At 35.5% G+C, this 25020-nt stretch carries 19 protein-coding genes, 1 tRNA gene, 1 other RNA gene and 2 pseudogenes; 8 read left to right on the top strand and 15 right to left on the bottom strand.

Annotated features, from left to right (window positions below; all coding sequences use genetic code 11):
* Positions 1-85 precede the first annotated feature (85 nt).
* Positions 86-1603 carry an ankyrin repeat domain-containing protein gene (locus HUB95_RS01950; protein ID WP_209452482.1) on the top strand — a complete coding sequence of 506 codons (1518 nt, stop codon included), beginning with the start codon at positions 86-88 and terminating at the stop codon, positions 1601-1603.
* Here the strand turns inward: HUB95_RS01950 and HUB95_RS01955 are convergent.
* The 3 genes and pseudogenes from HUB95_RS01955 to HUB95_RS01965 form a co-directional block, all read right to left on the bottom strand.
* Positions 1600-2520: a tyrosine recombinase XerC gene (locus HUB95_RS01955; protein WP_015589184.1), complete on the bottom strand. Its 921-nt coding sequence runs from the start codon at positions 2518-2520 to the stop codon at positions 1600-1602. The genes HUB95_RS01950 and HUB95_RS01955 overlap by 4 nt on opposite strands.
* Before the next feature lie 2 nt (positions 2521-2522).
* Positions 2523-3902 carry a dihydrolipoyl dehydrogenase gene (gene lpdA / locus HUB95_RS01960; protein WP_209452483.1) on the bottom strand — a complete coding sequence of 460 codons (1380 nt, stop codon included), beginning with the start codon at positions 3900-3902 and terminating at the stop codon, positions 2523-2525.
* Positions 3895-5003: pseudogene (locus HUB95_RS01965) on the bottom strand (outer membrane protein assembly factor BamB family protein). The gene lpdA and the pseudogene HUB95_RS01965 overlap by 8 nt, the downstream one beginning before the upstream one ends.
* A 356-nt stretch (positions 5004-5359) precedes the next feature.
* Between HUB95_RS01965 and HUB95_RS06575 the strand changes: the two are divergent.
* Positions 5360-6286: pseudogene (locus HUB95_RS06575) on the top strand (IS5 family transposase).
* Between the two features lie 106 nt (positions 6287-6392).
* On the opposite strand, the gene HUB95_RS01980 reads toward HUB95_RS06575, so the two are convergent.
* The 8 genes from HUB95_RS01980 to HUB95_RS02015 all read right to left on the bottom strand — a co-directional run bounded on the left by HUB95_RS01980 (position 6393) and on the right by HUB95_RS02015 (position 14310).
* Positions 6393-6479, bottom strand: a tRNA-Ser gene (locus HUB95_RS01980).
* Between the two features lie 31 nt (positions 6480-6510).
* Positions 6511-7317, bottom strand: a complete 807-nt coding sequence (locus HUB95_RS01985) for a DUF2163 domain-containing protein (protein WP_209452484.1) — start codon at positions 7315-7317, stop codon at positions 6511-6513.
* Between the two features lie 100 nt (positions 7318-7417).
* Positions 7418-7597, bottom strand: coding sequence for a hypothetical protein (locus tag HUB95_RS01990; protein ID WP_155975174.1), 180 nt, complete (start codon positions 7595-7597; stop codon positions 7418-7420).
* Positions 7598-7753: 156 nt separating this feature from the next.
* The gene (locus tag HUB95_RS01995) at positions 7754-9733 is read right to left on the bottom strand and encodes a WD0745 family porin (protein WP_012673252.1); all 1980 of its coding nucleotides are present in this window, start codon (positions 9731-9733) and stop codon (positions 7754-7756) included.
* 207 nt (positions 9734-9940) lie between these two features.
* Positions 9941-10762 carry a 3'-5' exonuclease gene (locus HUB95_RS02000; RefSeq protein WP_015589180.1) on the bottom strand — a complete coding sequence of 274 codons (822 nt, stop codon included), beginning with the start codon at positions 10760-10762 and terminating at the stop codon, positions 9941-9943.
* Complete coding sequence (gene era, locus HUB95_RS02005) at positions 10755-11639, bottom strand: GTPase Era (protein WP_010082484.1); 885 nt, start codon at positions 11637-11639, stop codon at positions 10755-10757. The genes HUB95_RS02000 and era overlap by 8 nt, the downstream gene beginning before the upstream one ends.
* A gap of 249 nt (positions 11640-11888) precedes the next feature.
* Positions 11889-12911 carry a cytochrome d ubiquinol oxidase subunit II gene (gene cydB / locus HUB95_RS02010; protein ID WP_209452485.1) on the bottom strand — a complete coding sequence of 341 codons (1023 nt, stop codon included), beginning with the start codon at positions 12909-12911 and terminating at the stop codon, positions 11889-11891.
* Positions 12904-14310, bottom strand: coding sequence for a cytochrome ubiquinol oxidase subunit I (locus tag HUB95_RS02015; protein ID WP_209452525.1), 1407 nt, complete (start codon positions 14308-14310; stop codon positions 12904-12906). The genes cydB and HUB95_RS02015 overlap by 8 nt, the downstream gene beginning before the upstream one ends.
* Positions 14311-15208: 898 nt before the next feature.
* Here HUB95_RS02015 and HUB95_RS02020 point away from each other — a divergent pair.
* Positions 15209-15829 (top strand): superoxide dismutase, encoded by a 621-nt coding sequence (locus tag HUB95_RS02020; RefSeq protein WP_197907379.1) that lies wholly within the window; start codon positions 15209-15211, stop codon positions 15827-15829.
* Complete coding sequence (locus HUB95_RS02025) at positions 15826-17097, top strand: M16 family metallopeptidase (RefSeq protein ID WP_010962800.1); 1272 nt, start codon at positions 15826-15828, stop codon at positions 17095-17097. The genes HUB95_RS02020 and HUB95_RS02025 overlap by 4 nt, the downstream gene beginning before the upstream one ends.
* Positions 17098-17120: 23 nt before the next feature.
* Here the strand turns inward: HUB95_RS02025 and HUB95_RS02030 are convergent, their stop codons facing one another.
* From HUB95_RS02030 to nuoE, 3 genes are all read right to left on the bottom strand, one after another.
* Positions 17121-18797 (bottom strand): hypothetical protein, encoded by a 1677-nt coding sequence (locus HUB95_RS02030; RefSeq protein ID WP_244662785.1) that lies wholly within the window; start codon positions 18795-18797, stop codon positions 17121-17123.
* Positions 18798-19528: 731 nt separating this feature from the next.
* Positions 19529-20746: a tRNA guanosine(34) transglycosylase Tgt gene (gene tgt, locus HUB95_RS02035; RefSeq protein WP_209452486.1), complete on the bottom strand. Its 1218-nt coding sequence runs from the start codon at positions 20744-20746 to the stop codon at positions 19529-19531.
* Complete coding sequence (gene nuoE / locus HUB95_RS02040; protein ID WP_010962799.1) at positions 20747-21247, bottom strand: NADH-quinone oxidoreductase subunit NuoE; 501 nt, start codon at positions 21245-21247, stop codon at positions 20747-20749.
* 673 nt (positions 21248-21920) lie between these two features.
* Between nuoE and HUB95_RS06010 the strand changes: the two genes are divergently transcribed.
* The 4 genes from HUB95_RS06010 to rnpB all read left to right on the top strand — a co-directional run bounded on the left by HUB95_RS06010 (position 21921) and on the right by rnpB (position 23994).
* Positions 21921-22856, top strand: a complete 936-nt coding sequence (locus tag HUB95_RS06010) for a hypothetical protein (protein WP_244662786.1) — start codon at positions 21921-21923, stop codon at positions 22854-22856.
* A gap of 128 nt (positions 22857-22984) precedes the next feature.
* Positions 22985-23236, top strand: a complete 252-nt coding sequence (locus HUB95_RS06015) for a hypothetical protein (protein WP_244662787.1) — start codon at positions 22985-22987, stop codon at positions 23234-23236.
* Entirely contained in the window at positions 23221-23487 is a 267-nt protein-coding gene (locus HUB95_RS06020; RefSeq protein ID WP_244662788.1) for a hypothetical protein, read from the top strand. Before HUB95_RS06015 ends, HUB95_RS06020 begins: the two co-directional genes overlap by 16 nt.
* Positions 23488-23644: 157 nt before the next feature.
* An RNA gene (gene rnpB / locus HUB95_RS02050) (RNase P RNA component class A) lies at positions 23645-23994 on the top strand.
* Positions 23995-24045: 51 nt separating this feature from the next.
* On the opposite strand, the gene HUB95_RS02055 is transcribed toward rnpB, so the two are convergent.
* Positions 24046-24816, bottom strand: a complete 771-nt coding sequence (locus HUB95_RS02055) for a response regulator transcription factor (protein WP_006280099.1) — start codon at positions 24814-24816, stop codon at positions 24046-24048.
* Positions 24817-25020: the final 204 nt, after the last annotated feature.

The following is a 25020-nucleotide window of genomic DNA, read 5'->3' on the forward strand; positions in this document are numbered from 1 at the left end:
TTCTAGGATTTTAGATAAATTGCTTGCAATTTTCCTTTTCTTTTACATAATTATATTAGTAAATCATTAATAAAGAGGGTTTAGTATGCCTTATAGAAACGGTGTAGCATGTTATGGAGCTTATGGAGGTGGTGATAACACGGCATCGCAAGCTCGAAATCCGACAACTTCAAGACAGCTAAGTGAATCAACAAAACAGCTATTTAAGGCTATTGATGATGGAAACCTAGAAGATTTTAAAGAAGCTCTGGCAGAGGGTGCGGATGTTAATGCGTTTGATAAAGAAGGCATGACACCTTTGATGTCCATAGTTACTAATTTGTCTGCATGCTCTGAAACAGAAAAAGAATATCAGAATATGATTAGGTTGCTCCTACTGCACCGGAGCATAGATGTTAATATTTCTGAACAAAATAATAACAATACAGTTTTGCATCTAGCAATGTGCTTTCAACAAAAGAAAACTTTACAACTCTTACTAAGTCATCCAAACATAAACACTTATCTAACCAATAAAAACCATCAAAATCCTGAGGAATGTGCTAGACAAAATCGTGCTGGGCATTTGATAATAGAAATACAAAAAGCACAGAAAGGAAAAGAATTATTAGCTGCTCTTTCTAGCGGAAATATTTGCCAAGCGAAAAGACTATTGAATCAAGAGCTTCATCCTAATTGCTGGAGAAGAACCCAAGATGGAAGAATAAAAACACCACTTAGCTTAATTATTCGATTATGTTTACGAACGATAACAGAAGATGAAAAAGAAGTATTGACAAAACTTTTAAAACATAAAGACCTAGATTTTAGTTACGAGCAGTATGCACAATTAAAGCAAACAATTGAACAAGCTATTCAGAGCCGATTAACTGATACTATTAATAGAAAAGATTTAGATGATGTGAAAAAATTAGTAGAAGATAATTGTTTTATAAATCGTGCAGTTGTTACTGCTGCATTGGGGGGTGTTGATAATCCAGTTAACTCTATTAAAGATTATTTAAATGAAAAATTTCCTGCAAATACGAATAATATACCAGAAGATTTTGAGAAGTTTTTACAAGGGCTTGAAAGAACAAAAGCTCAACTTGTAGAAAAAGAGCAAGAGCTAACGAATAAAACTAGCAAAATTTCACTATTAGAAAGAGATTTAGGGCAAGTAAGACAGGAAAAATCGGCTCAAAAAACAAAAATCAATGATCTAAATAGTGAAGTAACTCGACTTAATAGAATTGTGTATGGAAGAGCAAGAGACACTGTCGAAATTTTACAATTAAAAAGAGATTTGAAACAAGTAAGGGAAGAAAGAGATAGGCTTTCATCAGAAAATAGACTGCTCCGTAGTAATAAAAACGAAAAATCCTCGCAAGCAATTTCTTCTGGTAGAAAACTAAGCAACTACGCTTCTGCATGTTTTATATTGCTTGGAGTATATACTGTTGTTGCATGTTTAGTAATAGAAGATTATCCAGGGATAATAAGTGCTTTCTTTACAGCAGTTGCACTGGCTTTTTTTTTATTAGGATGTTGTAATTTATATAAAGCAAACACAATACTTAGTGATGTTGAAAGCACTCAGCTTGGTGGTTTAGAACGAAGTTAAAGTTTTGATTTCTTCTCCAGGCCCTGCTGAAAATTTTTGTACATGTTAAAAACATCTTGATAATTGAGGTGAGTGTAAATTTGAGTAGTTTCCAGGCTTGAGTGACCAAGCAGTTGTTGTATTGATCTTATGTCAATATCTTCCTGAAGCAAATGAGTAGCAAAACTATGGCGAAATGCATGTGGAGATAAAATTTCTGGTAAATTTAACATTCTCCTTATTTTCTGCAAACGATTGGCCACATAAGTTCTTCCCAATTTTTTTCCTCTTACTCCCAAAAAAAGATGTTGTGCTTCATCAAGGTAAGGGCAAGCTTTTATATACTCTTGTATACATTTTTTTACTACGGGGAGAATGAATACCTGCCTTTGTTTATCTCCTTTACCTGTAATTATTAAGTTTTCGCTACTGATATCACTAACCCTAAGGTTCAACGCTTCACTGATTCTTAAGCCTGTACCATATAGCAGGACGATAATCGCAATTTCTCTTTTTACCACCCAAGGTTCACCCAGGTCGGATAGTTTCATTTCTTTCAATAAAGTTTTTATATTAGGTATTGATAATGCTTTGGGCAGAGTTCTTCTCTGAATTGGCCTTGATAAGGAAAATACAGCTTCATTGTCTATATTGTGGTTATTTTTTATGTACTTGAAGAAATTTCTGATTACTGAGAGTGCTCGAGTGTTGGATCTTGCGTTTACACCTCTTGCGTAACGAGAGGTAAGCCAACTTCTTAACTCAGGTATGCTTAAATTTTTCAGAGTACCAACATTTACTTCTCCGCCAATGTGAGTATTTAGGAAACTTATAAGATCCTTCAAGTCCCTCATGTATGACTCTAAAGTATTTGGTGAATAAGATCTGTTGCACCTCAGCCACTCATACCATTTTTCAATGATTGAACCGAGGTCCACAATTATTTTTTAAAGAAAGCATCGATGCACGCATCTCGAAAGGCTTCATTTATATCAGGATGAGAGTGACAAATTCTGTATATATCCTCTGCTGCTGCGCCATATGCCATTGCAACCGCTGCTTCGTTTATTAGCGTGCCAGCGTATGCTCCTATGATATGCACACCTAGTATTGTATCTGCTCTGCTACAAGTCAGCACTTTCACGAATCCTTCAGCATCATCAGTGATTTTTGCTCTGCCGTTTGCAGCAAATTGACATTTACCAACTTTGTACTTACGGCCAACACTTTTCAACTCCTCTTCAGTTTTACCGATTGAAGAAACCGCAGGGTGAGTGTAAATGACAGATGGTATGATTTCATAATCAACGTGAGGTACTTGCCCAGCGATTATCTCTGCAACTGCCACTCCTTCTTCTTCTGCCTTATGAGCAAGCATTGCTCCACCGATCACATCACCAATAGCAAATATTCCTTTTACATTAGTTTCATATCTGTTGTTAACTTGAACGAAACCGCGATTATCTTTTTCTATTTTTTCATCAATACCAAGATTCTCAGTGCATGGTTTGCGTCCTGCTGCAACCAGCACCTTATCTGCCTCTATAACGTTTGTTTGGTTATCTTTTACAGAGCAAACTTTCACACTCAAAGAGTTGCTACTTTGTTTTATCTCCTCGACTTTAGTGCTAAGTAAAAATTTTATTCCTTGTTTTTGTAGACTAGAAAGTAGAGACTTACTTAATTCTCCATCCATTGCTGCAGCGATTCTGTCAAAAAATTCTACTACAGTGACTTCAGACCCTAGCCTTCTCCATACAGAAGACATTTCAAGCCCTATTGCCCCGGCTCCGATTACGACAAGTTTTTTTGGTACTTCAGTTAAAGATAGTGCACCGGTGGAAGAAATAATGTCTTTCTCATCGATATTAATTCCTGGCAAAGAAATAACATCAGAACCGGTTGCAATTACTATATTTTTTGTCTTCAGCACCTTATCTTCAACTGAAACTTCAAGATTACCTTGGTCAAAAGAAGCAAGCCCATTGATTTTAGTGATTTTGTGAAGGTTAAACAGATATTCTATACCTTTTCCAAGTTCCTGAACTCTGGCGTCCTTATAGCCTAGCATTTCTTTTAAATCGAAACTTGCGTCCTTAATTTTTATGCCAAGCTTCGACAGATCATTTTTCGTGTGAGCATACTGATAGGAAGAATGGAGCAATGCTTTGGAGGGTATGCACCCAACTCTGAGGCATGTGCCACCAAAAATGCTATTTTTATCTATACAGGCAACTTTCAATCCAAGTTTTGCAGCAGCGATAGCACACTTATAGCCTCCTGGGCCACCACCTATAACAATTAAATCATAATCAGTCATAAAAAACAAACCTATTTTCTAAAGAATAAACACCTTTTCCCTCAGTTGTTACATATATCTTATTGCGAGTAAACACTGGAGTGTGAAACACATTACCAGGTACTTTGACTACCTTTCCTGCACTTTCAGATCCCGGAAAAGCAAACATTGAACCTTTATTGCTTGTCACCCACAGTGTATGGGCATGCATAATTGGAGCAAACAATTGCGTATTTTCTATTAAATCAGATGTCCAGACTGTTTCTCCATTTTTTATATCCAGGCCAATTATTTTATCGTTTTAGTAACTATAAAAATTCTGCCGCCTTCTTTTTGTTTCTCTGCAGGGATAAGAGGACTATAATATGACTCAATGTCTGATACACTTTTTACTTGCAGTGACTTTGACCATAAAATATTTCCTGATTTCACGTCAATGCTATAAATATAAGAATTATTTGTAGCTATTAAAGTATCGCCAAGCACTCTCGGTGTAGTAGTTACATCTGTGAGCTGTGTATCCAAAAGGTTTGTAGCCAATTTTTGGCTCCACAATTTTTTACCGTCTTCATTAAAAGCTATTAACTCACCATTTGAAAATGGTGCTATTATTTTATCATTAGAAATTGCTGGCGATATGGAATACAAACCTCGAACCTCATTGATGCCGTTTTGATAAGTCCAAACGAAGCTGCCATCTTTTATATCAAACACGTACAGATAATTATCAATAGTCAATACTACCAATTTATTATTTATTACTGCTGCTTTTCCTCTTACTGGAGCTCTCAATTCTTTTTCCCGCTCAATCTTGCCAGTTTTTGCGCCTATTGCGTGTAAAGTGTTATCCACTATAAAGAAAACATTTTTTTCATAATGTGATAGGCTCATGTTACCAATTTTTTTCCTATGTGAGAGGTGTAATTTCCAATTCATAGCCTTTGAGTTATCAATATCAAAGGAATATAAAGCGCCGTGCTTGTCTGATAAAATAACGCTATTTTCTATAAGCACTGGAGCTACATATCCTTGAGATAGTTTTTTATCCACTAGACTTATTCTCTCGCTTGCCATTGTGTAAGTGCTACACAATAACATTATCATGACAATTATTACTTTCATTATTTATTGAAAACAAGATTCATTAATATACATCTTAAGAACCTTAATTACAACGGAAATGTTCTTGCTGCATGTTAAAAACGTTGATTTATGAACGAAATATTATATTATTATGTGAGATAATGTATATTCTTAGAGGTAGTACACCTCATCCACTATGCAGCAACGTGCATAGCTGTATGAACATTGAGATATAAAATAATTTATACCAAGAAGAAAGATGTCATCCAAATAGCCTCTTTTCCTGTCATCCCAGTGCTTGACACTGGAATAGCTTTGTTGCATAGCAACTGAAAAATCTGGTGGCTACTGACAAAATTCATTATAAATAGCTATTTAACTGTTGAAGAAAAAATATGCCACAAAAAATGAGAGTTAGTAACTGCCATGAATATAACAAATTTCTAGAAAAAAGAGGAAATATTTTTCGTTACATCGATAAAGCTATCGAAAATTGGTATGAAAATAGTCCAAAAATGCAGGGCGGCAACTATATTTATAGTGATAAAGTTGTGATTTTAGTGCATATAATCGTTAATCTTTTTAGAATTGGCTTAAGACAAACAGTCGGGTTTATAAAAGGATATTTGCAACAAATAGGAAGAGATTTGGCAGTTATCAGCTATTCGCAAGCTTCAAAAAAAACTTAATATTAAGATCAATGATTGCAGAATTGATAAAAATAATATGGAAGATATCGAAATTGCCATAGATAGCACAAGCATCAGCATTTATAACAACACACAGCAAGGAAAATAGCGCTGATAGAAAATATCGTGGCTATGAACAGACAAGAAAATTGCATGTAATGTTGAATATAAACAGCAAAAAAGCCATAGCTGCAAAATACAGTAACGGTCTGATCACTATGGAGCTTGCGATTTACTTAAAGGAGTTAATTTTCAGCATGCCATAAAAGCACTATATGCAGACAGAGCATATGACAGACATAAACTCTATAAATTGTGTGATGAATGCGGCATAAAGACAAAAATTCCTCCAAAAAAACAATGCAGCAGAGCATCCAAAGTATGGCAGAGAGAAATGCTGCAATTAGACTAATAAAGTCATACAGCGAAGATGGAATGAAGAGGTGGAAAAGGCAAACAAACTACGGAAAAAGATCTTATGTAGAAAGTTTTTTCTCGCGACTGAAACAAACATTCGGGTTTAATTTTCGGAACAAATCTGAAATTAATCGTGGGAAGGAACTGCTACTCAAGTGTTATTTGCTTAATCAATTTACTGACATTGGTATGGCTAAATTTGAAATGGCTACATGAATTTATCGTAAATTACCACCGCATAGTTGTAACATTGTACCATATTACAATGTTCGTACAGTTGTGTGCGCGACCGGGGGTTTTATACTATTCTAGAAGTAACATACGGAAAAGGGGGGATTCGAACCCCCGACATATTTTCATATGTGCACGCTTTCCAAGCGTGTGCTTTAGACCACTCAGCCACCTTTCCATGCTTATTCATAATATTGAAAATTGTACTGCTAAACAATATAAAAACCTGGTATATAGGGTTCACCACGAAAATTCACAGTATTGTTAAACTTGCTTCTGCAAGTTGGAAATGTTTTATCGCAATCTGCGAGTATTGAATATTTATCTCCAGCAAAAATTTGGTATGGAGGCGAAGTAAACAACGTAACTACTTTATTTTTATATTCTTTTACTACACCTTCAAACGCTATTGAGCCAAAGAATTTTACTACTCCGTGCTTATAATATTCATCACTCTCAGTTAAATTCGTGTCTTCAAATCTTCTTTCGTCTATTACTTTAGTGATTGTACTTATTTTACTAAATTTTTTAGTATCGGCTTTACATTTATCATCGCAAAATTGTGCTCTGCATGCAGGAGAGTATAATTCTGCTATGCTTCTCTCAAGCTTTGCTGAAAGCCATCTAATTTCAACAATAAATCTTCCACTACTTAATGTCACTTTACCAAAAATTCCTGAATGTAGATTCATTGTTCCCTGGGTCAAGTCTTTATAATTCACAAGAAATATCTCAATATTTGCAAAGTCGTACTTTCCTGATAAAACATCTTTTTCTTTGATATCAACACTATTTAATATTCCCTCAATTTCCAAATTATCAGTCTTTAAATCGCTGTTTAATATTATACTACTGGCTGTAAATCCACTTGAAGATTTATAGAGTATATTATCAATATTTAAGTCTTCATCATAGTCAGTGAATCCCATTACTTCTCCACCTGCAAGCGTTAATTTCCAGCACGTAGCAGTGGTAAGTAATTCTCCAGCTAAATGATTTTTTAGTGTGGTTTGCATAGGGGCCTCCTGCTTAATTGATTAAATTTGAAAGTAGCTATACGGCCAGTAGAATAAGGGCAGTGTGTTCTTTTCTCATCATCTAAGTAGCCATAAAGCGTCATTCCGGTGACCATAGGGTGTCATTCCAGTGCTTGACACTGGAATCCAGGAAATTTTGCTTGTAAGTAAGCAAACTGATTTGGTGAGCATAAAAAGTGGCTGATCTTATGCTGAATAAACGCTTTTGATGAAGTTGCATGGAAAGCTGGATCCCAGTGTCTGGGCACTGGGATGACATCCTTCTTGGTGGAGTGTCCTCAAATCACAATGTTCGTACAGTTGTGTGTCACGCACTGGGATGACAGGAGAGAGGACACCATATGTTTATTTGATCGACAAATAAACACTAACAGACAAGAATACACCACAATTAACTGTGGTGTGTACTGGCTGGTTAGAAAGAAAACTTCACACCAGTAAGAAGGAGAATTCCTTGGTTAGAAGGTACATCAGCATCAGACTCATCTTTCAGCTTACCTGTTTCGTTAGTCATAAAATAATGGAGAGCTGCGTAAGGAACAAATTTGTTCTTACTGCATGCAGGAGACAGATCATATTGAACGCCAAGTGCACCATCATGAAGCATATCTTTGTCATTCATTCTGCTGCCAAAATACGTCAAACTTGTGTAGATATTCTCATGTTGATACCCAGCTCCTACAGTCCAATACATTGTATCTATACTATCTTTACCAAATTGAGCTTTCAGCCCTTCCACTCTTTTGCCATCAGTAGCATCTTTACTATCAATTTCCGTATAGGTATCACCAATTAATTTTTTAATACCCTTCGGTTGACCAGATTTGCCCAAGTATGCAAAAGAGGCAGCAAACTTTACGCCTTGATCTTCATTAATCTTATAATCAGCGCTTACACCAAAATTAACACCCATCAGGTCATTATACTCCACAAATTCCTTATAAAGATGCTTATCTTTACTTGGTTGCTTTGGAAAGCCATATTCACCAACTGCAGAAGTTTTAACTTTTATGTTATGTTTATCAAAGTCATATTCATATGATGCACCAGCACTTACTATGTGCTCATAGTCTGGGCCGACATGCTTTATCGTTTCCTTATGTTCTATCTTACCGCCTTTATCTTCTGAAACTGTTTCTTTTACAGTAAACAAACCACTATCATAACGAGGTGAGTAGCTGATACCAAATCTTGCGCCCATATAATTTGGTGAGTAGTAAGCAACTCTAAATGGCAGTGTAGTCATAACGCCTTTGTTATATTTCCCTGCCATACGGAAAGAGAATTTTTCACTTTCACTCGAAAAACTTTCAGTGTAAAGACGTGGTGTTACATAAAATGGAAAGCTAGCAGCGCTTCCTTCTAAGTTCACTTTTCTGAACCAGTCACTATCTGCAGCTCCGTCAACAGTCGCAATTCTTGTTGCATCAAGCCTCATCAGAGCCTCAGGACCAAATTGGTAACCAAGCTTCACGTCACCATATTTTGAGTTAACAAACACATGCGCACTTCTGCCTTTTGCAGCATAAACACCCTGTGAAGCTCCCTTACCTTCGGTCACTGGGACATGAAACTGCACGTCAGCACCATAAAGAAGACCTAAATCTTCATTCTTATTTTCTGCTCTGAGGTGCAATATTGCATCAGCAATCATACCCATATCGTTGCTGTAATCACCAATATTTCCTATTCCTTCATAGAATATTGGATTTGCTCCTTTTGTTATATCTGGAGTGGCATTATAATACTCTGTAGATCTGTTTGGCATAACGTTATAACGTTTATAATCTGCGCCACTTGGTCCAGCTTTGCCATAACCTTGAGCATCAACAACACCACCAAAAGTTATTCTTAAATTACTTTGCCCTTGATTGGTATCGATAATATCAACTCCACCAACTGAAACAACAGGACTTGCCTTACCTTTTTCCTCTGTATTTTTGTTAACAACTTTTATATCCTTCTTTACATCTTTAGCTTCAACTTTAGCATTCTTAGTTTTAGAACGCTTAGTTTTTGAAACTTTACCTTTTTCTATATTAGAATTCTTAGCGTTTAGAGCTTTCGCTTTTGAATCCTCTATAAGCTTTGCTTTTTTCTCATTTGCTAGCCTGATCTCCTCTTTTTTCTTCTGCTCGGCTGCTAATCTTAGCTCCTCTTTTTTCTTAAGCTCTTCAGCTTTTTTTCTTGGATCAGCATTACATATTCTGTCCATCTTTTCTTTCAGTTTTTTATTTGATGTTTTCATAACTTCTGTTTTTCCAGAAGTTTTTGTGCTCTCTTGCTTTTTTATTTCCTTCATACTCTCATCAGGAAAGTCAGCTGCAAAACTGCTGAAAGAACATAAAGTTAATAAAGAAACTAGAGCAGTTCTAGTATACATAGACTTTTTCATGAAGTGCCCCCAAAAAATTTCGAAATCATATCTTAAATGTAAATAGTATAAAAATGTTGAAAATTCAACTTAAAGCAACCTTATAACGAAAATAAAAGTAAAATGCAATACCTTAAAAGCAACTTTCTTAATATGCTCAACGTGTATATTAACCAAAATTTAGTACAGAGGTTCGCTTGTTAGTGCATTATAACTCGACTATTTATTCTATGGAAGTAAAATTTTTCCACCACAAGTTATTTGCCATTCTTCTTTAAATTTCTTTAGGTATTCTTTTTTTTCGCACTCTAAAAGCAGCTCTTCCGCACTTTTGTTGTAGCTTTCAGTAGTAATCCTTCCCTGATGATGCATGAACCTTAAGTAAATCAAATAAGTGTTAATTACATCTGTTTCACAATAATCTCGAATCTCTTGTATCTTGCCGCTATCGTATAAGTCCATAACTTGTGACCCATCAACTCCAATCTTACCAGGAAGATTAAATGCTGCACAAACTTCGTTCATTTTTACTCTCGCAGAAGCTCCAAAATCAGAGAGGGATTCAAGCAAATCACAATGCCAATCACTGCTATATCTCTGATTGTAACTATTCCACTTATCGCCAGCTTTATGAAAATATTCCGCTTGAATGCCATGGACCATAGCACGATACTTCAGCACTGGTATATCAAAAGTGCGTCCGTTGAACGAAACTAATCTTGGCTTTTTCTCTGATATGTAGTTAAAAAATCCTTTCACTAGCTCCTTTTCACTGGAATTTAGTGTGCCTCCAGATCTTATTTCTTGCAGTGTGAACACCTCATAACCACTCTGGTAGCTTATATTGCAAAGTAAAAAACTAATAACTACAACAAGGTGAAAAGGCTGACGCAGAAAAGAGTTTTGCCCGTTTGTTATTTCAAGATGATATTTTGTTAATGCATCCCTCTTCTCTTCTACACTACTATCATCACTAATATTGAGTAAATTTTTGCAGGAATTTACATCTGGTATAGTTTCAATATCAAATACCAATAAAGAATTAAGCATTGCCTATATACTCCTCCGGACGGTCGATCCAAGGTCGCACTTTCACAAATAAAAAGAGGTGTACCTTGCACTCAAATAATTTTTCTAGTTCAGCACGCGCTTCGATATTAATTTTTTTAATATTACTGCCATCTTTTCCTAGCACTATTTTTTTATGACTATCTTTCAACACAAATATGATCTGTTTGATGACTAAACTCTTATCTTTTTTTTCCTCAAATTGTTCAGTTATAACAGCTGTAGAGTATGGCAATTCTTCACGCAAGTTCAAGAATAATTTTTCTCTCGTAATTTCTGCTGATAAAAAATTTGTCGAGGAATCGGTTATTTGATCTTCTTCATAAAACCAGGGGCTCACCGATGCAACTTCAGACAAGTAATTCATCAAATCAGAAAGTCCATCATTCTTTAATGCTGATATCATAAAAACCTTTTCAAATTTATAAAGCAAATTCAGATGCTCATGCGCCATCTTTAATTCAGGCCTTTTTACCAAATCAGTTTTATTGATAACCAAAATGCATCTGCCTTTTGTGCGCTGCAGCCGCATAAATATAGTCTTAATTCTTTCTATATTTTTCAAATAATTGCTTACATCAACAAGCAACAAAGTGATGTCACTATCCTTAACTGCCGACCATGCAGATTTGACTAAAGCTTTTTCAAGTTTTGTTTCTGCTGAGAAAATTCCTGGGGAGTCAGTAAAGACAATTTGTGTGTTGTTGCATGTTGCAACACCCCTTATTTGCGTCCTTGTTGTTTGCACTTTAGGGGTGACAATTGCAATTTTCTTGCCTATGATGCTGTTAATTAATGTAGACTTCCCAGCATTTGGTAAGCCAGCTATGGTTACAAATAAGCATTTTTGTTCTTTCACAAAGAAAATTATAAAGAAAACTGAATGCCCGCGTCAAGCTACTTATATGACAAGAAGGATGACAGAACCCTTTTTGGTTAGCATGCAAAAAGGAAAAAACTTATTCTACAAATTAAAAATACAATATACTCAAAAACTTTTCAGAAAATCCATAGGAGGGTTTGCTAATGAAGGTTCTTGAGTTGACGCCATTGCCTGAATGACTGCTTGATTTAAGGGTAACGTTTTAACCATAAGGTCACTAACTCCTTAATATGTGTGTTCATAATTTGATTTTCCACGAAAGACATAATAGCAATAACCAGTATAAGTTAAAATGATTGGTAAAAGCGGTATTATAACAATGAGCATTAAAGATAAACTTGGCCCAGAAGCGGCTGCATCCAGAATGGTATATTGAAAAGGTATAATCCATGGGTAGATACTAATTCCTAAACCTAAATATCCCATAAAAAAAATAGCAATACTGAGAAAGAATGGACGGTACTTCCGTTTAGTATTCTGAAGATCAAACCACAGCATGAAAAATAGCCAAGATGTGAGTAATGGAATAGAAAATAAATAATAAAAATTTGGCATGCTAAACCAAAAGTTTTTAATACGTTCATTTAAAAATGGTGTCACTACACTCACTAGTCCCATGAAAATACCTACAAAACCAAGCGTATAAGAAGCAACCTTGCGTGCCCATTCTTGTGTTATATTTTCTGTCTTCATTATGAGCCATGTAGAACCTAAAAGTGCATATCCAAATATCACAGCAATGCCTGTCATTACACTAAAAGCACTTGCCCAATCAAATTGGCCACCAGAAAAGTTGCGTCCGTTTACTTCTACACCATGTATAAATGCACCTAAAATCATGCCTTGGCAAAATGCAGCACCAAGTGACCCAAAATGAAAGGCATAATCCCATAATCGCCTGTATTTTCCTTCTGCCTTAAAACGAAACTCAAAGGATACTCCGCGCACTATAATGCCAAGCAGCATAATAATGATTGGAATATAAAAAGCAGGCATTAATATTGAATATGCAAGAGGAAAAGCAGCAAACAACCCTCCACCAACCAATACCAACCATGTTTCGTTTCCATCCCAAAATGGTGCAATTGAGCTTATCATGTGATCACGGCATTTATCTGACGGTGCAAAAGGAAGTAAAATACCAATACCTAAATCAAACCCATCCATTAAAATATACAGTAAAACAGCTATGGCAATTAGTAATCCCCAGATTAGGGGTAAATTAATTAAGGAAGAAAAATCAAACATGATTGTTGTCCTTTCCAGATGTACCAGCATCAATCACTGAAGCTCCAATACCGTGTTTATAAAATTGCTCTTCTTCTTTAATGACAGGAATTCCTTTGTATATAAGTTTCAGAATATAGTAACTACCTGCTCCAAATATAAGGGTATACATAACGATAAATGCAATCAAAGACCATGCAACCTGAGGACCGGTAATCGCAGATGAAAATGATTCAATTGTGCGCATAATTCCATATACAGTGTAAGGTTGACAGCCAATTTCAGTAGTAAACCAACCTGCAAGTAACGCTATGAACCCAGACGGCATCATTGATATCCACCATCCATGTAAGAAACAACTTTGGAATAATTTGCCACGAAGATACTGTATAACACTTACTGACCCAATTATGATCATTAAAATTCCAACTCCAACCATTATACGGAAGGACCAGAATACCCATACTACAGGTGGTCTATCTTCTTTTTTCCATTCCTTTAATCCTTTTACTTCTCCTAAAAAATCATGTGTTAAGATCAAGCTGGCAAGATTAGGAATTTTTATCTCGTAGTGATTAATTTCATTTTGCTGATCCGGATAAGCAAATAAAAGTAAGCCAGCCCCTTTTTCGGTTTCCCATATACCTTCCATTGCAGCAATCTTAGCAGGTTGATGCTTTAGTGTATTTAATCCATGCCTATCTCCCATGAACAGCTGAAATGGTGCAGCTAAAGCTACCATAATGGTTGCCATACCAAGCATAATTCTTGCTTGAGGAGCATGTCGTTTTCTCCAAAGATAAAATGCTCCTACACCACCAACCACAAAAGCTGTTGTAAGATAGGCTGCTGTTACCATATGAATAAAGCGATAAGGGAAAGAAGGATTAAAAATAATCTCTAACCAATTGGTTGGATATAGGAGACCATTCTCACCAATCGTGAATCCAGCGGGTGTTTGCATCCAACTGTTGGCCGCAATAATCCAAAAAGCTGAAATAAGCGTTCCCACTGCAACAATACAAGTAGAAGCAAAGTGCATACGAGAACTTACTCTATTCCATCCAAATAGCATAATACTCAAAAAAGATGCCTCCAGAAAAAAGGCTGTTAAAACCTCAAAGGAAAATAGAGGGCCGAGAACATTGGCTATGCGGTCAGAAAAAATCGACCAATTGGTACCAAGTTGATATGACATTACAACTCCAGATACCACTCCCATGCCAAAAGCAACGGCAAAAATCTTGATCCAGAATTTATAAACATCACGGAAACGTGTATCACCAGTCTTAAGCCAACACCATTCCAAAAAGGCTAGAAAACTTGCAAGCCCGATCGTGAAAGCAGGAAATATAATGTGAAAGCCTATTGTGAAGGCAAACTGAATTCGAGCTAATAATAAAGGATCAAATTTAAACATTTTACCTAATACCCATGTATTACAAATAATAGCCAAATCTGCCTATAATTCAATCCATTTTTTCACAAAATTGACCTTACCCAGAAAAAGTAGAGAGAAAGTTAAGACGTTTTTGTCATGAGAATAAATTGTGCAGGAATACAACTGTTCTCCCTTGTCATACCGTCACGGTATCTCTAGATCCCGCTAACACGTAGCGGAATGACGATTGTCAGGCCAGCGCCCCTATGATGTCATCCCAGTGCTCCTTTTTTTGGGATTCCAGCGTCACGCGCTGGAATGACACCTTCCGTATAAACATTAAGAAATTTACCAAGCGGAGAAAAAGGCAAAAGAGGCCCCGTGGTTGGCTAATTACTTACATTATACTTTCAAGTATGGCGTTTTTTATTCTAAACGTTTAATAACCGCGATTCAGCTACTTTTAAACCGCAACTAATCTAAATTATAAACGTTAAGAAATTTACTAAACAGAAAAAAAGGCAAAAGAAACCCTAGGGTAGCTAGTTATTCACTATCCATTTTTTAAGTTGGCGTTTTTTTATGTTTTAAACGCTTTATAAGTGCGTTTCAGCTTATGTAGGTAGAAATTTTATAAGACATAAGGTGCACATAGTGCAAAAAATTAAGCATGAGACGCCATATACGTGAGTTTTTTGTCATTTAATCTGTACAGAGAAGATAAATAAATAGCTTCAGTTTCATGATAAGGGGGTTGGCGAAGGGTGTCAAGTAACTTTTGCATTTAATCCATTTCTATGGCTTATATAATAATCGTTATTGTAGTATAATTTAGAATAATGCAATAGATACCTAAATGTTTTAGCTATTAATTATATGTTGCACAAAAGCATATATTGCCCTACCATCCAAGTAGGTTAGAAATAAAGAGGTTTTTATGAGTTTTACTTTACCTGAATTACCATATGATAAAACAGCTTTAGAGCCTTACATATCTGCAAAAACTTTAGACTTTCATTATGATAAGCATCATAAAGGGTATTTAAATAAACTCAACGAGCTGGTTGAAAATACGGATTATCAGCATGTGAAAATTGAGGGATTAATAACAGAAGTTCATGGTAATAGCAGCAACTTGCCTATATTTAATAACGCAGCACAAGTTTGGAACCACACTTTTTATTGGAACTCAATGAAAAAAAATGGTGGTGGTAAGCCTAAAGATAGTAGTCTTTTAGCAAAAAAAATTCAGGACGATATCGGTGGCTTTGATAAATTTTATGAAGAATTTTCGAGTCATGGAGTAAGCCAGTTTGGCAGTGGATGGGTATGGTTAGTGCTCGAAAAAGGTAGGTTAGGAAAGCTCAAAATCACCAAGACTCCAAATGCAGATTTGCCAATAATTTATGGCCAAGTGCCACTACTCACTATGGATGTGTGGGAGCACGCCTATTATTTAGATTGTCAAAACCGTAGAATTGACTACATAAAAGTTTTCCTTGATCATTTGATTAATTGGGATTTTGCAGAAGAGAACTTAGAAGAATATATGAGATGAATATACCACGGGTAACAAAATTAGATAATGGTCTGCGCATAATAACTGAGCAGGTGCGTGATATTGATTCCGTAGCTTTAAGCATACGAGTTGGTGTTGGCAGTAGAGCAGAAAGTGCAAAGCAAAATGGAATATCCCATTTTTTAGAACACATGGCTTTCAAAGGGACGAAGACAAGAACTGCCTTTGAAATTGCAAAAGCTTTTGATGACATAGGTGGGGTTTTCAACGCCAGCACTGGTAGGGAAAGCACCACCTATTATGCAAAAGTCCTCAAGAAAGACATAAAAACTGGTATTGATATATTAATAGATATATTGATGAATTCCACGTTTCCAGAAGATGAATTGGAACGTGAGAAGGGTGTTGTAATACAAGAGATTTTTCAAACTAATGATTCACCAAGTGACATTATTTTCGACAAATATTTTGAGGCAGCTTATAAAGACCAACCATTTGGTAGGTCAATCTTAGGCACGCAAAATACTGTAAAATCTTTTACTCGAGGAGATCTAGATAATTACATAAATGAGCATTACTTTGGTGAGAATATGCTATTTGCCGTTGCAGGAAATGTTGAACATGAAGAAGTTGTTGCATTAACCAAAGATTTTCTCTCAAAGATTCATTCTAAAAAGCTGAAAAAAAGCCAAAATGCGAGCTGTACTGGTGGTGAGTATTTAGAACATCGTAAATTAGATCAGGTACACTTGCTAATTGGTCTACCTAGTGTTTCTCGCCATGACGATAAATATCACACGTTTCAAGTGCTTGATTCTATATTAGGGAGCGGAATGTCATCACGTTTATTCCAGGAAGTAAGGGAAAAGCAGGGATTAGCTTACTCTGTTTATTCATTTAATTCCAGCTATACTAATACAGGAATGTTTTCCATTTTTGCTGGTACAGACAGTAGTAACTTAGATAAGCTTTTAAAATCTATAACGACAGAGTTGAAGAAGTTGTCTACAGATGATCTGAAGGAAGAAGAAGTAAATAGAGTGAAAGAGCGAGTAAAATCCCAAATTTTAATGTCACGCGAAAGTGTTAGCTCACGTGCTGAAACATTGGGACACTACTACGGTAACTATAATAGGTACATCAGTAAAAATGAATTAATAGAAAAAATTAGTGCAGTTACCACTGCTAACGTAAAAAAAGCAGCAGAAGAATTGTTATCTCAGCATGAAAAAACCACTCTAGCTGCAATTGGAGAAATTGAATCATTACCAAGTTACGATAAAGTGGTTTCTATGCTTAAAGCTTAGCGCATTCTATTACATTAATTTGGCTACTTTACAATTGAAGCGGTGTGCTGTGAACTACACGCTTCTTTTATATTGCTTCTAGGAGGAGATGATGATACTTGACCTTGAGGTGTAGTGCTGCTTGCAGGATTCAAGTTTATATTTTTCTTTTGCTGAGGATAATTCCATGCTTCTTCACGAGTTTGAAATATAGGCTCTCCATTATTGTAGTTTCCTCTTACAGAGTTTGAGTTTATGTCTTTCTTTTGCTGAGGATAATTCCATGCTTCTTCACGAGTCTGAAATATAGGCTCCCCATCATTATAGTTTGAGTTTATATTTTCCTTTTGCGAACCAGCGTTCAATAATTTCGATATCTCTCGCCCTAGCTGATCACCTTTATAATTATTGTTAAGATCTTTGATTTTCTCCTCACCCAATTCCATTATTCGAATTAGAGAGGTATCAATAAAATCCGTTTTTATTTTGTCAATATCTATCGATTTATTACCATAAATCGTAATTTCACTTTTACCTTTTTCACTATTCACATCATAGCCTTGCTCTTTAACTCCTGTTATTACTTCCTTCTTTAATAATCTATGAATAGTATTTATTATTTTTTGACCACAATCTTGAAAAAAATCTCTGATTGTCTCAAATGCCTCTAATAAGGAGATGGTTTCAGTATGTGCGTATTTTTTACCTAGTGGTGGCTCTTCAGCATTCTGGTGTATAGATTCTATTTGCTGAGGGTCAAGCATCATTGCATGACGTTTTGAGCGTGTTGGTTGTGCTTTGGATGATGACATGTCTTTAATATCTTGTTTTTTACTCTCATCATCAACAACCACACCATAACTTGATTTCCTTTTTTTAGTAGGTAATGATGGTGGCTCCTCATTATTCTGGGATACTGCATTTAAATTCTTAAGTTTAGGAGGTAATTGTGGTGGCTTTTCTTCAGGTGATTGTCTCTGAGTGTCTTGAAGATTTTGGTATATAGGTTCTTCTTTCCTTAAATTTTCATAAATTGGTTCTTGTACCAAGTTAGCATTGACAAACTCCTGTACTCTTTCTAGATAACCAACATTTTTGTCCTCTTTAGGTACTTGAATGCCTTCAAATTTAATATTGTTTATATCTTCAACACTCAGCCCATTTTCTTTAAGCCATCCCCCTCTTTTGCTCATTGATGCAACAAACTCATTAATCTTTTGAATATTTTTTACATCATCATCAACTAGCATGACAGTTTTTGGCAACTCACCGTGTTTATTCTTATACTTCACAATTGCCTCACAGATGTGCAAATTCTTTCCGACTTGACTTTGTTGTTCTCTAACATCTAACTCTTGCAACTGATTATCATAATCTCCTGGAAACCCACCAAATACAGAAATGCTACCTGTTTGTTCTTCAAATAAACCCAAGTGATCCTTTACAACCTCTTTTACAGCATCCGGATATTTTGTATATGATGCAATATTAACTTCTATTCCACTTGAAAGTGCAGATTGCAGTACAGATTTTAACCCATCTTTATTTTTTATTCCGTCTGTATTTTCTAGAAAATTTTTTATGTCGTTATCAGTTGCTGCATTATTTTGAGTAGAATTAAAGTCACTTTTGCTTAACCTAGAAAGAGCATTGTGCATGTGCCCATTAGTAATAGTATTATCAAAGTCAAATATTAATAGAACATTATTTTTTATATTCATATCTTTATCTCTAACATTTACAAATTCAAGACAAAGGCTAACATTAATAGATTAATTATTTATTATAGCACTTCTGAAGGAAAAATAATAAAAGGAAGAGTTAACAGAATAGACTTCTTGCATAACCCAAACTAAGTAGAAAAAAGGTATAGCTATACCGCCGCGGTATCTCTAGATCCCGCTGGGATGACGATTGTCGTTTAGCCATAAATATTAAGGAATTTACCAAATGAAAAAAAGGCAAAAGAAGCCCCGTGGTGGTTAGCTATTCACTATGTACTAAAATATCGGCGTTTTTTTTATTCTAAAACGCTTGATTAAGAGCGATTTAGCTGCTTTTAACTTGCAACTAACCTACACCGCAAGTGTTTAAGAAATTTACCAAGCAGGAAAAAAGGCAAAGAAACCCTAGGGTAGCTAGTATTCAAATTCTCCCTTGTCAATTTGACGTTTTTTGCTGTCTTAAACGCTTTGTAAGCGCGTTTCGGCTTATATAGGTAAAAACCCAGAAATTTTTAAGGACATGCGATGCACGTAGTGCGAAAAATTAAACATGAGACGCCAAATACCCTAAGTTTTTTGTCATTAACCTGCACAGATTGCGAAGATAAATAAATAGCTTCAGTACCATGATAAGGGGGCTGGCGGAGTTTGTCAAGTAAGTTTTTTCGTTTCTATTTCCAATAAAAGTTCGTTATATGGTTATGCAAGAAGTCTAATGAAGAAAAGACTTAAAGAGAGGCCAAATCAAAGTGCAATGGTATTTCACTAATCCAATTATTTTTCTCCTGATCTAGCCTATCATCTAATATTGCCTGCCTTATTGATGTCATTAACTTATTCATAAAGAAAATATTATGAATGGTAACGAGCGTGTAAGCCAGGAGCTCTTTAGCTTTCAGTAAATGGTGTATATAAGCTCTTGAATGTTTTCTGCAGGTAAAACATAAACAGTCACTTTCAATTGGGTTATCGTCCAGCTCGAATTGTTGATTTCGCAAATTGATATGCTCTTTGCACTTTGAAGAAATAGAATCTCTATTTTTTACTTTAATCAGCGCACCACCATGCCTTGCTAAACGGGTTGGATGCACGCAATCAAACGTATCAATTCCAAGACTAACTCCGCGAAAGATGTCCACAATTCCACCAATACCAAGCAAATGAGTAGGCCTGTCTTTTTTCAAGTGGTCCATAGTGAAAGAAACTACATCGTACATCTGCTCTTTACTTTGACCAAGTGATCCACCTATTGCTTGACCGAAAAATGGTAAATTGTTGATAAAATCACAACTTTCTCTACGCAGATCGTGATATATTCCGCCTTGACTAATTCCATACAGTGCCTGCTTGCCATTATTGTTTTTTTCAAATTCATTTAAAGAACGTTCAGCCCATCTGTGGCTCATGAGCATTGATTTTGCTGTGTATTCTTTGCTTACGTGAAATGGAGTGCATTCATCTAAAACTAGGATTAAATCTGCACCTAATTTCTGTTGAATTTGTACAGATTTTTCAGGAGTTAAGCAATAAATTTTACCATTAATGTAAGAACGGAAAATTGCCCCATCCTCATTAATTTTGATCAAAGTTTTTTGTTTTTTTCTTATTCCTTTTATCTCTTCCGAAACTGATCCGTGGCCTAAGCTAAATATCTGATATCCACCTGAGTCAGTTAGCATTGGCCCATTCCATCCTATCATCTTGCGCAAACCACCAAGTTTTGCAACAGTATTCTCTCCTGGTTGAAGCATTAGGTGATAGGTGTTGGAAAGTATGATTTGGGTACCAGCTTCACTTATTCTTTCAATATCTGCAGCTTTAATTGCAGCTTTTGTTGCGCAGAATATAAAAGCGGGGGTTTCTACGCTTCCATTTGGAGTTTTAATTGTTCCAACTCTTGCAGAACCTGATTGCTTGATTCTCTTGAATGAAAATTCTTCTTTCATCTATTTGCCTGAAAGTTCTGTTATGATGTTTTCTACTTTCTCAGGAGTAAGATTTTCATAGAAGTCATTATTGATCTGCACAACGGGAGCATTAACGCATGCACCTAGGCATTCAACTTCTTTTAAAGTGAACAAATTATCTTTAGTAGTCTCACCGATATTGATTCCAAGTTTTTTTTTAAAGGTATTTAAAACTTCTTCACTATTGCACAACCAGCAAGGAGTTGTTCTACAAATTTGTATTAGATATTTGCCTACTGGTTTTAAATTATACATGGTGTAAAAATTTGCCACTTCATATACACGAATATGTGGAATATGCAGCATATCAGCAACATAACGCATAGCAGATTCAGAAACCCATCCGCATTGCTCTTGAACCAGATATAGTAAAGGCATAACAGCACTACCTTCTCTACCTTTGGGATACATCTCTATAAACTTTCCCGCTTTCTTGAGGTTTTCTGATGTAAAACTAAACTGCTCTTCTTTTTCTATCATTCATGAGACTCGTGTAAACTTTAACAGATTATACCTGTAGAACCAATGATTGCAATTGTTGGTTTTTTGAGAAATAGCATAAAGCTTCTTAGCCCTCTTCAAGCTTATATTTACCTTTTAGTATAAAATATTATATTAATTTTTTAATTTTAGTTAAAATTTTCATTGACATTAACACACAGGAGTAATCATAATAGCATTTTATTAATATTTTAAATAAAATTATGTCTATATTAAGAAGATTGCTCGGGATCAACTCAAATACACCGGAAATTAAAGAAGCGATAGGTTTTAATCCAACAAACTAGAATTAATTGAGGGGAATGGAGTTGCTTACGGACTCAGCTATCAAGATAATGGTAATGGGAGCAGTAAAGTAAAATTACTTATTAGTCCATTATATCAATCAAAAACATACGAATGTGGTACAAATATCAGCGTAGCAAATGAATTCAAAGATCAATTATCTCTCACATTAATAGAAGATTCAGCTGAAATAGATAAAGTTGGAGTTATCTTTCCTGAAGAAGGAATTAGCGAAGAAGGAGAAAAATGCGTTAAAGGCTTATCTTTTAACACTTACGGAATTAAACAATCAGTTAATACTCCTTCAGTTGAACATTTAGATAAAAGAAAATTACAAAAGAATATTGATAATAATAGTCTTGCAAATGTGGGCAATAGTTACTTTCAACCAAGAGCAGTGAAAGTTGGTAATGGTGACGTAATTGTAATCGCCCATAACTTAAAGGATCAAACTTTAGTTTCTTGGTACTTAAAGTCAAGCGAGAGCGGAAAATTTAAGGTATTGACTGGAGAAAAAGGTGTTACAGAAAGAAAATTGTTCAATTTTGATAATCAGGGGCAATTGGCATTAAATGGAAACACGATGCTTTATTCGCAAGTGAGCAAAAGGATTACTAAGGAAAATCAAGAGGTGAGAAAAACACGTATTTTTAAATTTGATATGGCTAAAGTGATTCAGGGTCTGAAGGATGGAGTTAATGGCTTTTTACTTGGTAATCGAAAAGGTCAAATAGATAATAAAGCACTATCTCTTTCTAGAGAACATGAAATAAGCTTTTTGCAGTATGTTGAACAAACGGAAGGAAATGATCTAGTTGCTTTTCTTGAAAATGACCAATCAGCTAATGAGCAGAGGTTACATATAGCAACTCTACTTAAAAATGGATCAGTGTCAGATTTTCCTATCTATCAATTTACAGATCCTATAGAGCAATTATATATTAAGGGCAACGGTCAGGGTGGTTTTATCGTAACTGCGGTAAGTGGAGAAAATATTGTAACTTTTAATCAAAACGGCTCTGGAAAATCTTCTGAAGCAACAATAATACCGGCAAATAGCATCAAAACTCTCAGTGATTTTGTTAATATCATTAACGGTCGATTAACGCCAGATATTATTTCTAGTAGTACCGTGGCTCCTATAACTGTTGCAGAAACGGTTGTGACTTCTAAGAAAACGCCGACTGCTGCAATTACTAGCACAGCAGAAACCGACGCTGTGAAGACTACTAAATTGACAACGGAAGCCGTTGCACCTACTTCTACAATAAGTAAACCTTCAACGGAGTCAACGACACAGTAGCAAAAACAACTACTACTTCACAAGCGACCACGGTTGCTACAACGTCAACTAGTGTGCCGATAGTAACTTCAGGGACTGAGACAAGTACTGTAAAACCTACAGCAGCGACTGGTGCGTCGACTTCTACGATGAGTAAACCTTCAACAGAGTCAACGACTCAAACAAGCACAGTAACAGTGGAACCAACTGCGCCAACAACAAGCTCAGAGAAAACTACACAAACAGTATTTAGTATACCAAGTACTAGAACAAAAGAGTCAACAACTCCTATATTCACCACGACTTTACTTCCTCAGTCTACTTCTTCACCACAACCTACTCAACTTGCTATAGGGTCTAATAAGGCAGGAATGATAGGGGATCTTTGGTTGGAGCAATAGGTATTGTTGGAATTATAGGATTCATAGCATATAGATATGTTAAGGGTTGTAATGCTGCTTCTGTATTAGAACTAACTGATTTGGGTTATAGAAGGCGATCATCTTCAAGTAGCGATGAAGAAATTTTTACCACTGGTAACAGAATGCGAACTATATATCAATCTGAAACAGTGCTAAATAGTATATCAGTAGAAAGTAGTAGTCGATCAAGAAGTAGCTCATCGTCTTCAAGCGGTGGACCAGGCTCTTGACTAACTGAAGCGGAGTCTAAAAGTGAAAAAAGCTTATCTTGGGATAGTGATGATGTGCCGGAATATCACCTTTAGCTATTTGTCTAAATGTTTTTAATATGTAGACTGTTAGGAAATTGTCTTTTGCTTTTGTGATTTTCATGTTAAAGTATAATTCCTAGGTGAAATAAGTAGCTGCTGTTGTGTGATAAACATAGCAGAGGAAAGTCCGGGCTCCAAGGAAAAATAGTGACGGGTAATGCCCGCCGGAGGTAACTCCAGTTATAGGGCTACAGAAAATTACCGCCTAAAATATTTTTAGGTAAGGGTGAAAAGGTGTGGTAAGAGCACACCATGGCAATGGCAACATTGGTAGTCGAGTAACCAACACTAGGAGCAAGATTAAATAGAAGTAGATTTTATGTTTTCCTCATATCTACTCGGGTAAATCGCATGCGGTAAATGGTAACATTTACTCCAGATAAATAGCTACATAAACAGAACTCGGCTTATATTTCACCTAGGCGTTCACATGATACGTGCGATATAAGCCATGCTATATTTAAATGTGTAGGCATTTCATGCGTTGTCCTTCACTTGTTCTGCTTGATAGCCATCACTACTTTCGCCTACATTAACATTAGAATATTCATCATCATCAATATACTCTTTCAGAACATACCCTCTGCCCCAAACGGTTTCTATGTGGCTTTTTCCATCATTTGCACTTTCAAGTTTCTTACGTAATTTGCACATAAAAACATCAACTATCTTGTTATCTGAAGGTTCATCTAAGCCATTGTAAAGATGATTTAAGAACATTTCTTTTGTTAATACTGTTCCTTTACGCAGTGCTAGCAATTCTATCATAGAATACTCTTTATTAGTAAGGTGAACCGTTTTACCTTTCACCTCAACAATCCTGTGATCAAAATTGATATTTATATTACCAATCTTTATCACCGATTCAGGATGGCCTTTAGTACGACGCACTATGGCCTTAATTCGAGCTAATAACTCACTTTTATGAAATGGTTTGGTTAAGTAATCATCGGCACCATACCCGAGTCCTTTAGCTTTGTGATTGACAGCGGATATACATGAAAGTATTAAGACAGGAACTTTGATTTTTGCACTTCTTAGTCTTAGCAATATATCATATCCGTCAATATCACCAGGCAAGTGTATATCTAAAATAACTAGGTCATAGTAATCTCCGTTTGAGGAAACCATATTATTGTTATAATCTTGTGCAGAAGTAACAACGTCACAGAAATGTCCATCAGAAGTTAAGGCGTTAACCACAGTCTTTGCACTTACTTGATCATCTTCAATTAATAATATACGCATATTTTACACCCCATAAATAATTTATAATTTTAGTAATATATATAACTAAGGAAAGTAATAAATCAAATTTTTATTAACAAATGATCAAAATTACACTTATTAATTAATAGTAAATATATTGTTCCAAAGTTATATAAATAGATCTAAAATATAATAGACATACCATGATAGTAATAATATTTTTAGTAAATATTGAATTAAAGT

This window comes from Wolbachia endosymbiont of Ceratosolen solmsi, assembly GCF_017869155.1.
GTDB classification, from domain to species: domain Bacteria; phylum Pseudomonadota; class Alphaproteobacteria; order Rickettsiales; family Anaplasmataceae; genus Wolbachia; species Wolbachia pipientis.

Coding starts and splice junctions, on each gene's coding strand:
- HUB95_RS01950 (WP_209452482.1), top strand. CDS start 86: ATGCCTTATAGAAACGGTGTAGCATGTTATGGAGCTTATGGAGGTGGT.
- lpdA (WP_209452483.1), bottom strand. CDS start 3,902: ATGACTGATTATGATTTAATTGTTATAGGTGGTGGCCCAGGAGGCTAT.
- HUB95_RS01985 (WP_209452484.1), bottom strand. CDS start 7,317: ATGCAAACCACACTAAAAAATCATTTAGCTGGAGAATTACTTACCACT.
- HUB95_RS01990 (WP_155975174.1), bottom strand. CDS start 7,597: ATGTCATCCCAGTGCCCAGACACTGGGATCCAGCTTTCCATGCAACTT.
- HUB95_RS01995 (WP_012673252.1), bottom strand. CDS start 9,733: ATGAAAAAGTCTATGTATACTAGAACTGCTCTAGTTTCTTTATTAACT.
- HUB95_RS02000 (WP_015589180.1), bottom strand. CDS start 10,762: ATGCTTAATTCTTTATTGGTATTTGATATTGAAACTATACCAGATGTA.
- cydB (WP_209452485.1), bottom strand. CDS start 12,911: ATGTTTGATTTTTCTTCCTTAATTAATTTACCCCTAATCTGGGGATTA.
- HUB95_RS02015 (WP_209452525.1), bottom strand. CDS start 14,310: ATGTTTAAATTTGATCCTTTATTATTAGCTCGAATTCAGTTTGCCTTC.
- HUB95_RS02020 (WP_197907379.1), top strand. CDS start 15,209: ATGAGTTTTACTTTACCTGAATTACCATATGATAAAACAGCTTTAGAG.
- HUB95_RS02025 (WP_010962800.1), top strand. CDS start 15,826: ATGAATATACCACGGGTAACAAAATTAGATAATGGTCTGCGCATAATA.
- HUB95_RS02030 (WP_244662785.1), bottom strand. CDS start 18,797: ATGAATATAAAAAATAATGTTCTATTAATATTTGACTTTGATAATACT.
- tgt (WP_209452486.1), bottom strand. CDS start 20,746: ATGAAAGAAGAATTTTCATTCAAGAGAATCAAGCAATCAGGTTCTGCA.
- nuoE (WP_010962799.1), bottom strand. CDS start 21,247: ATGATAGAAAAAGAAGAGCAGTTTAGTTTTACATCAGAAAACCTCAAG.
- HUB95_RS06015 (WP_244662787.1), top strand. CDS start 22,985: ATGAGTAAACCTTCAACAGAGTCAACGACTCAAACAAGCACAGTAACA.
- HUB95_RS02055 (WP_006280099.1), bottom strand. CDS start 24,816: ATGCGTATATTATTAATTGAAGATGATCAAGTAAGTGCAAAGACTGTG.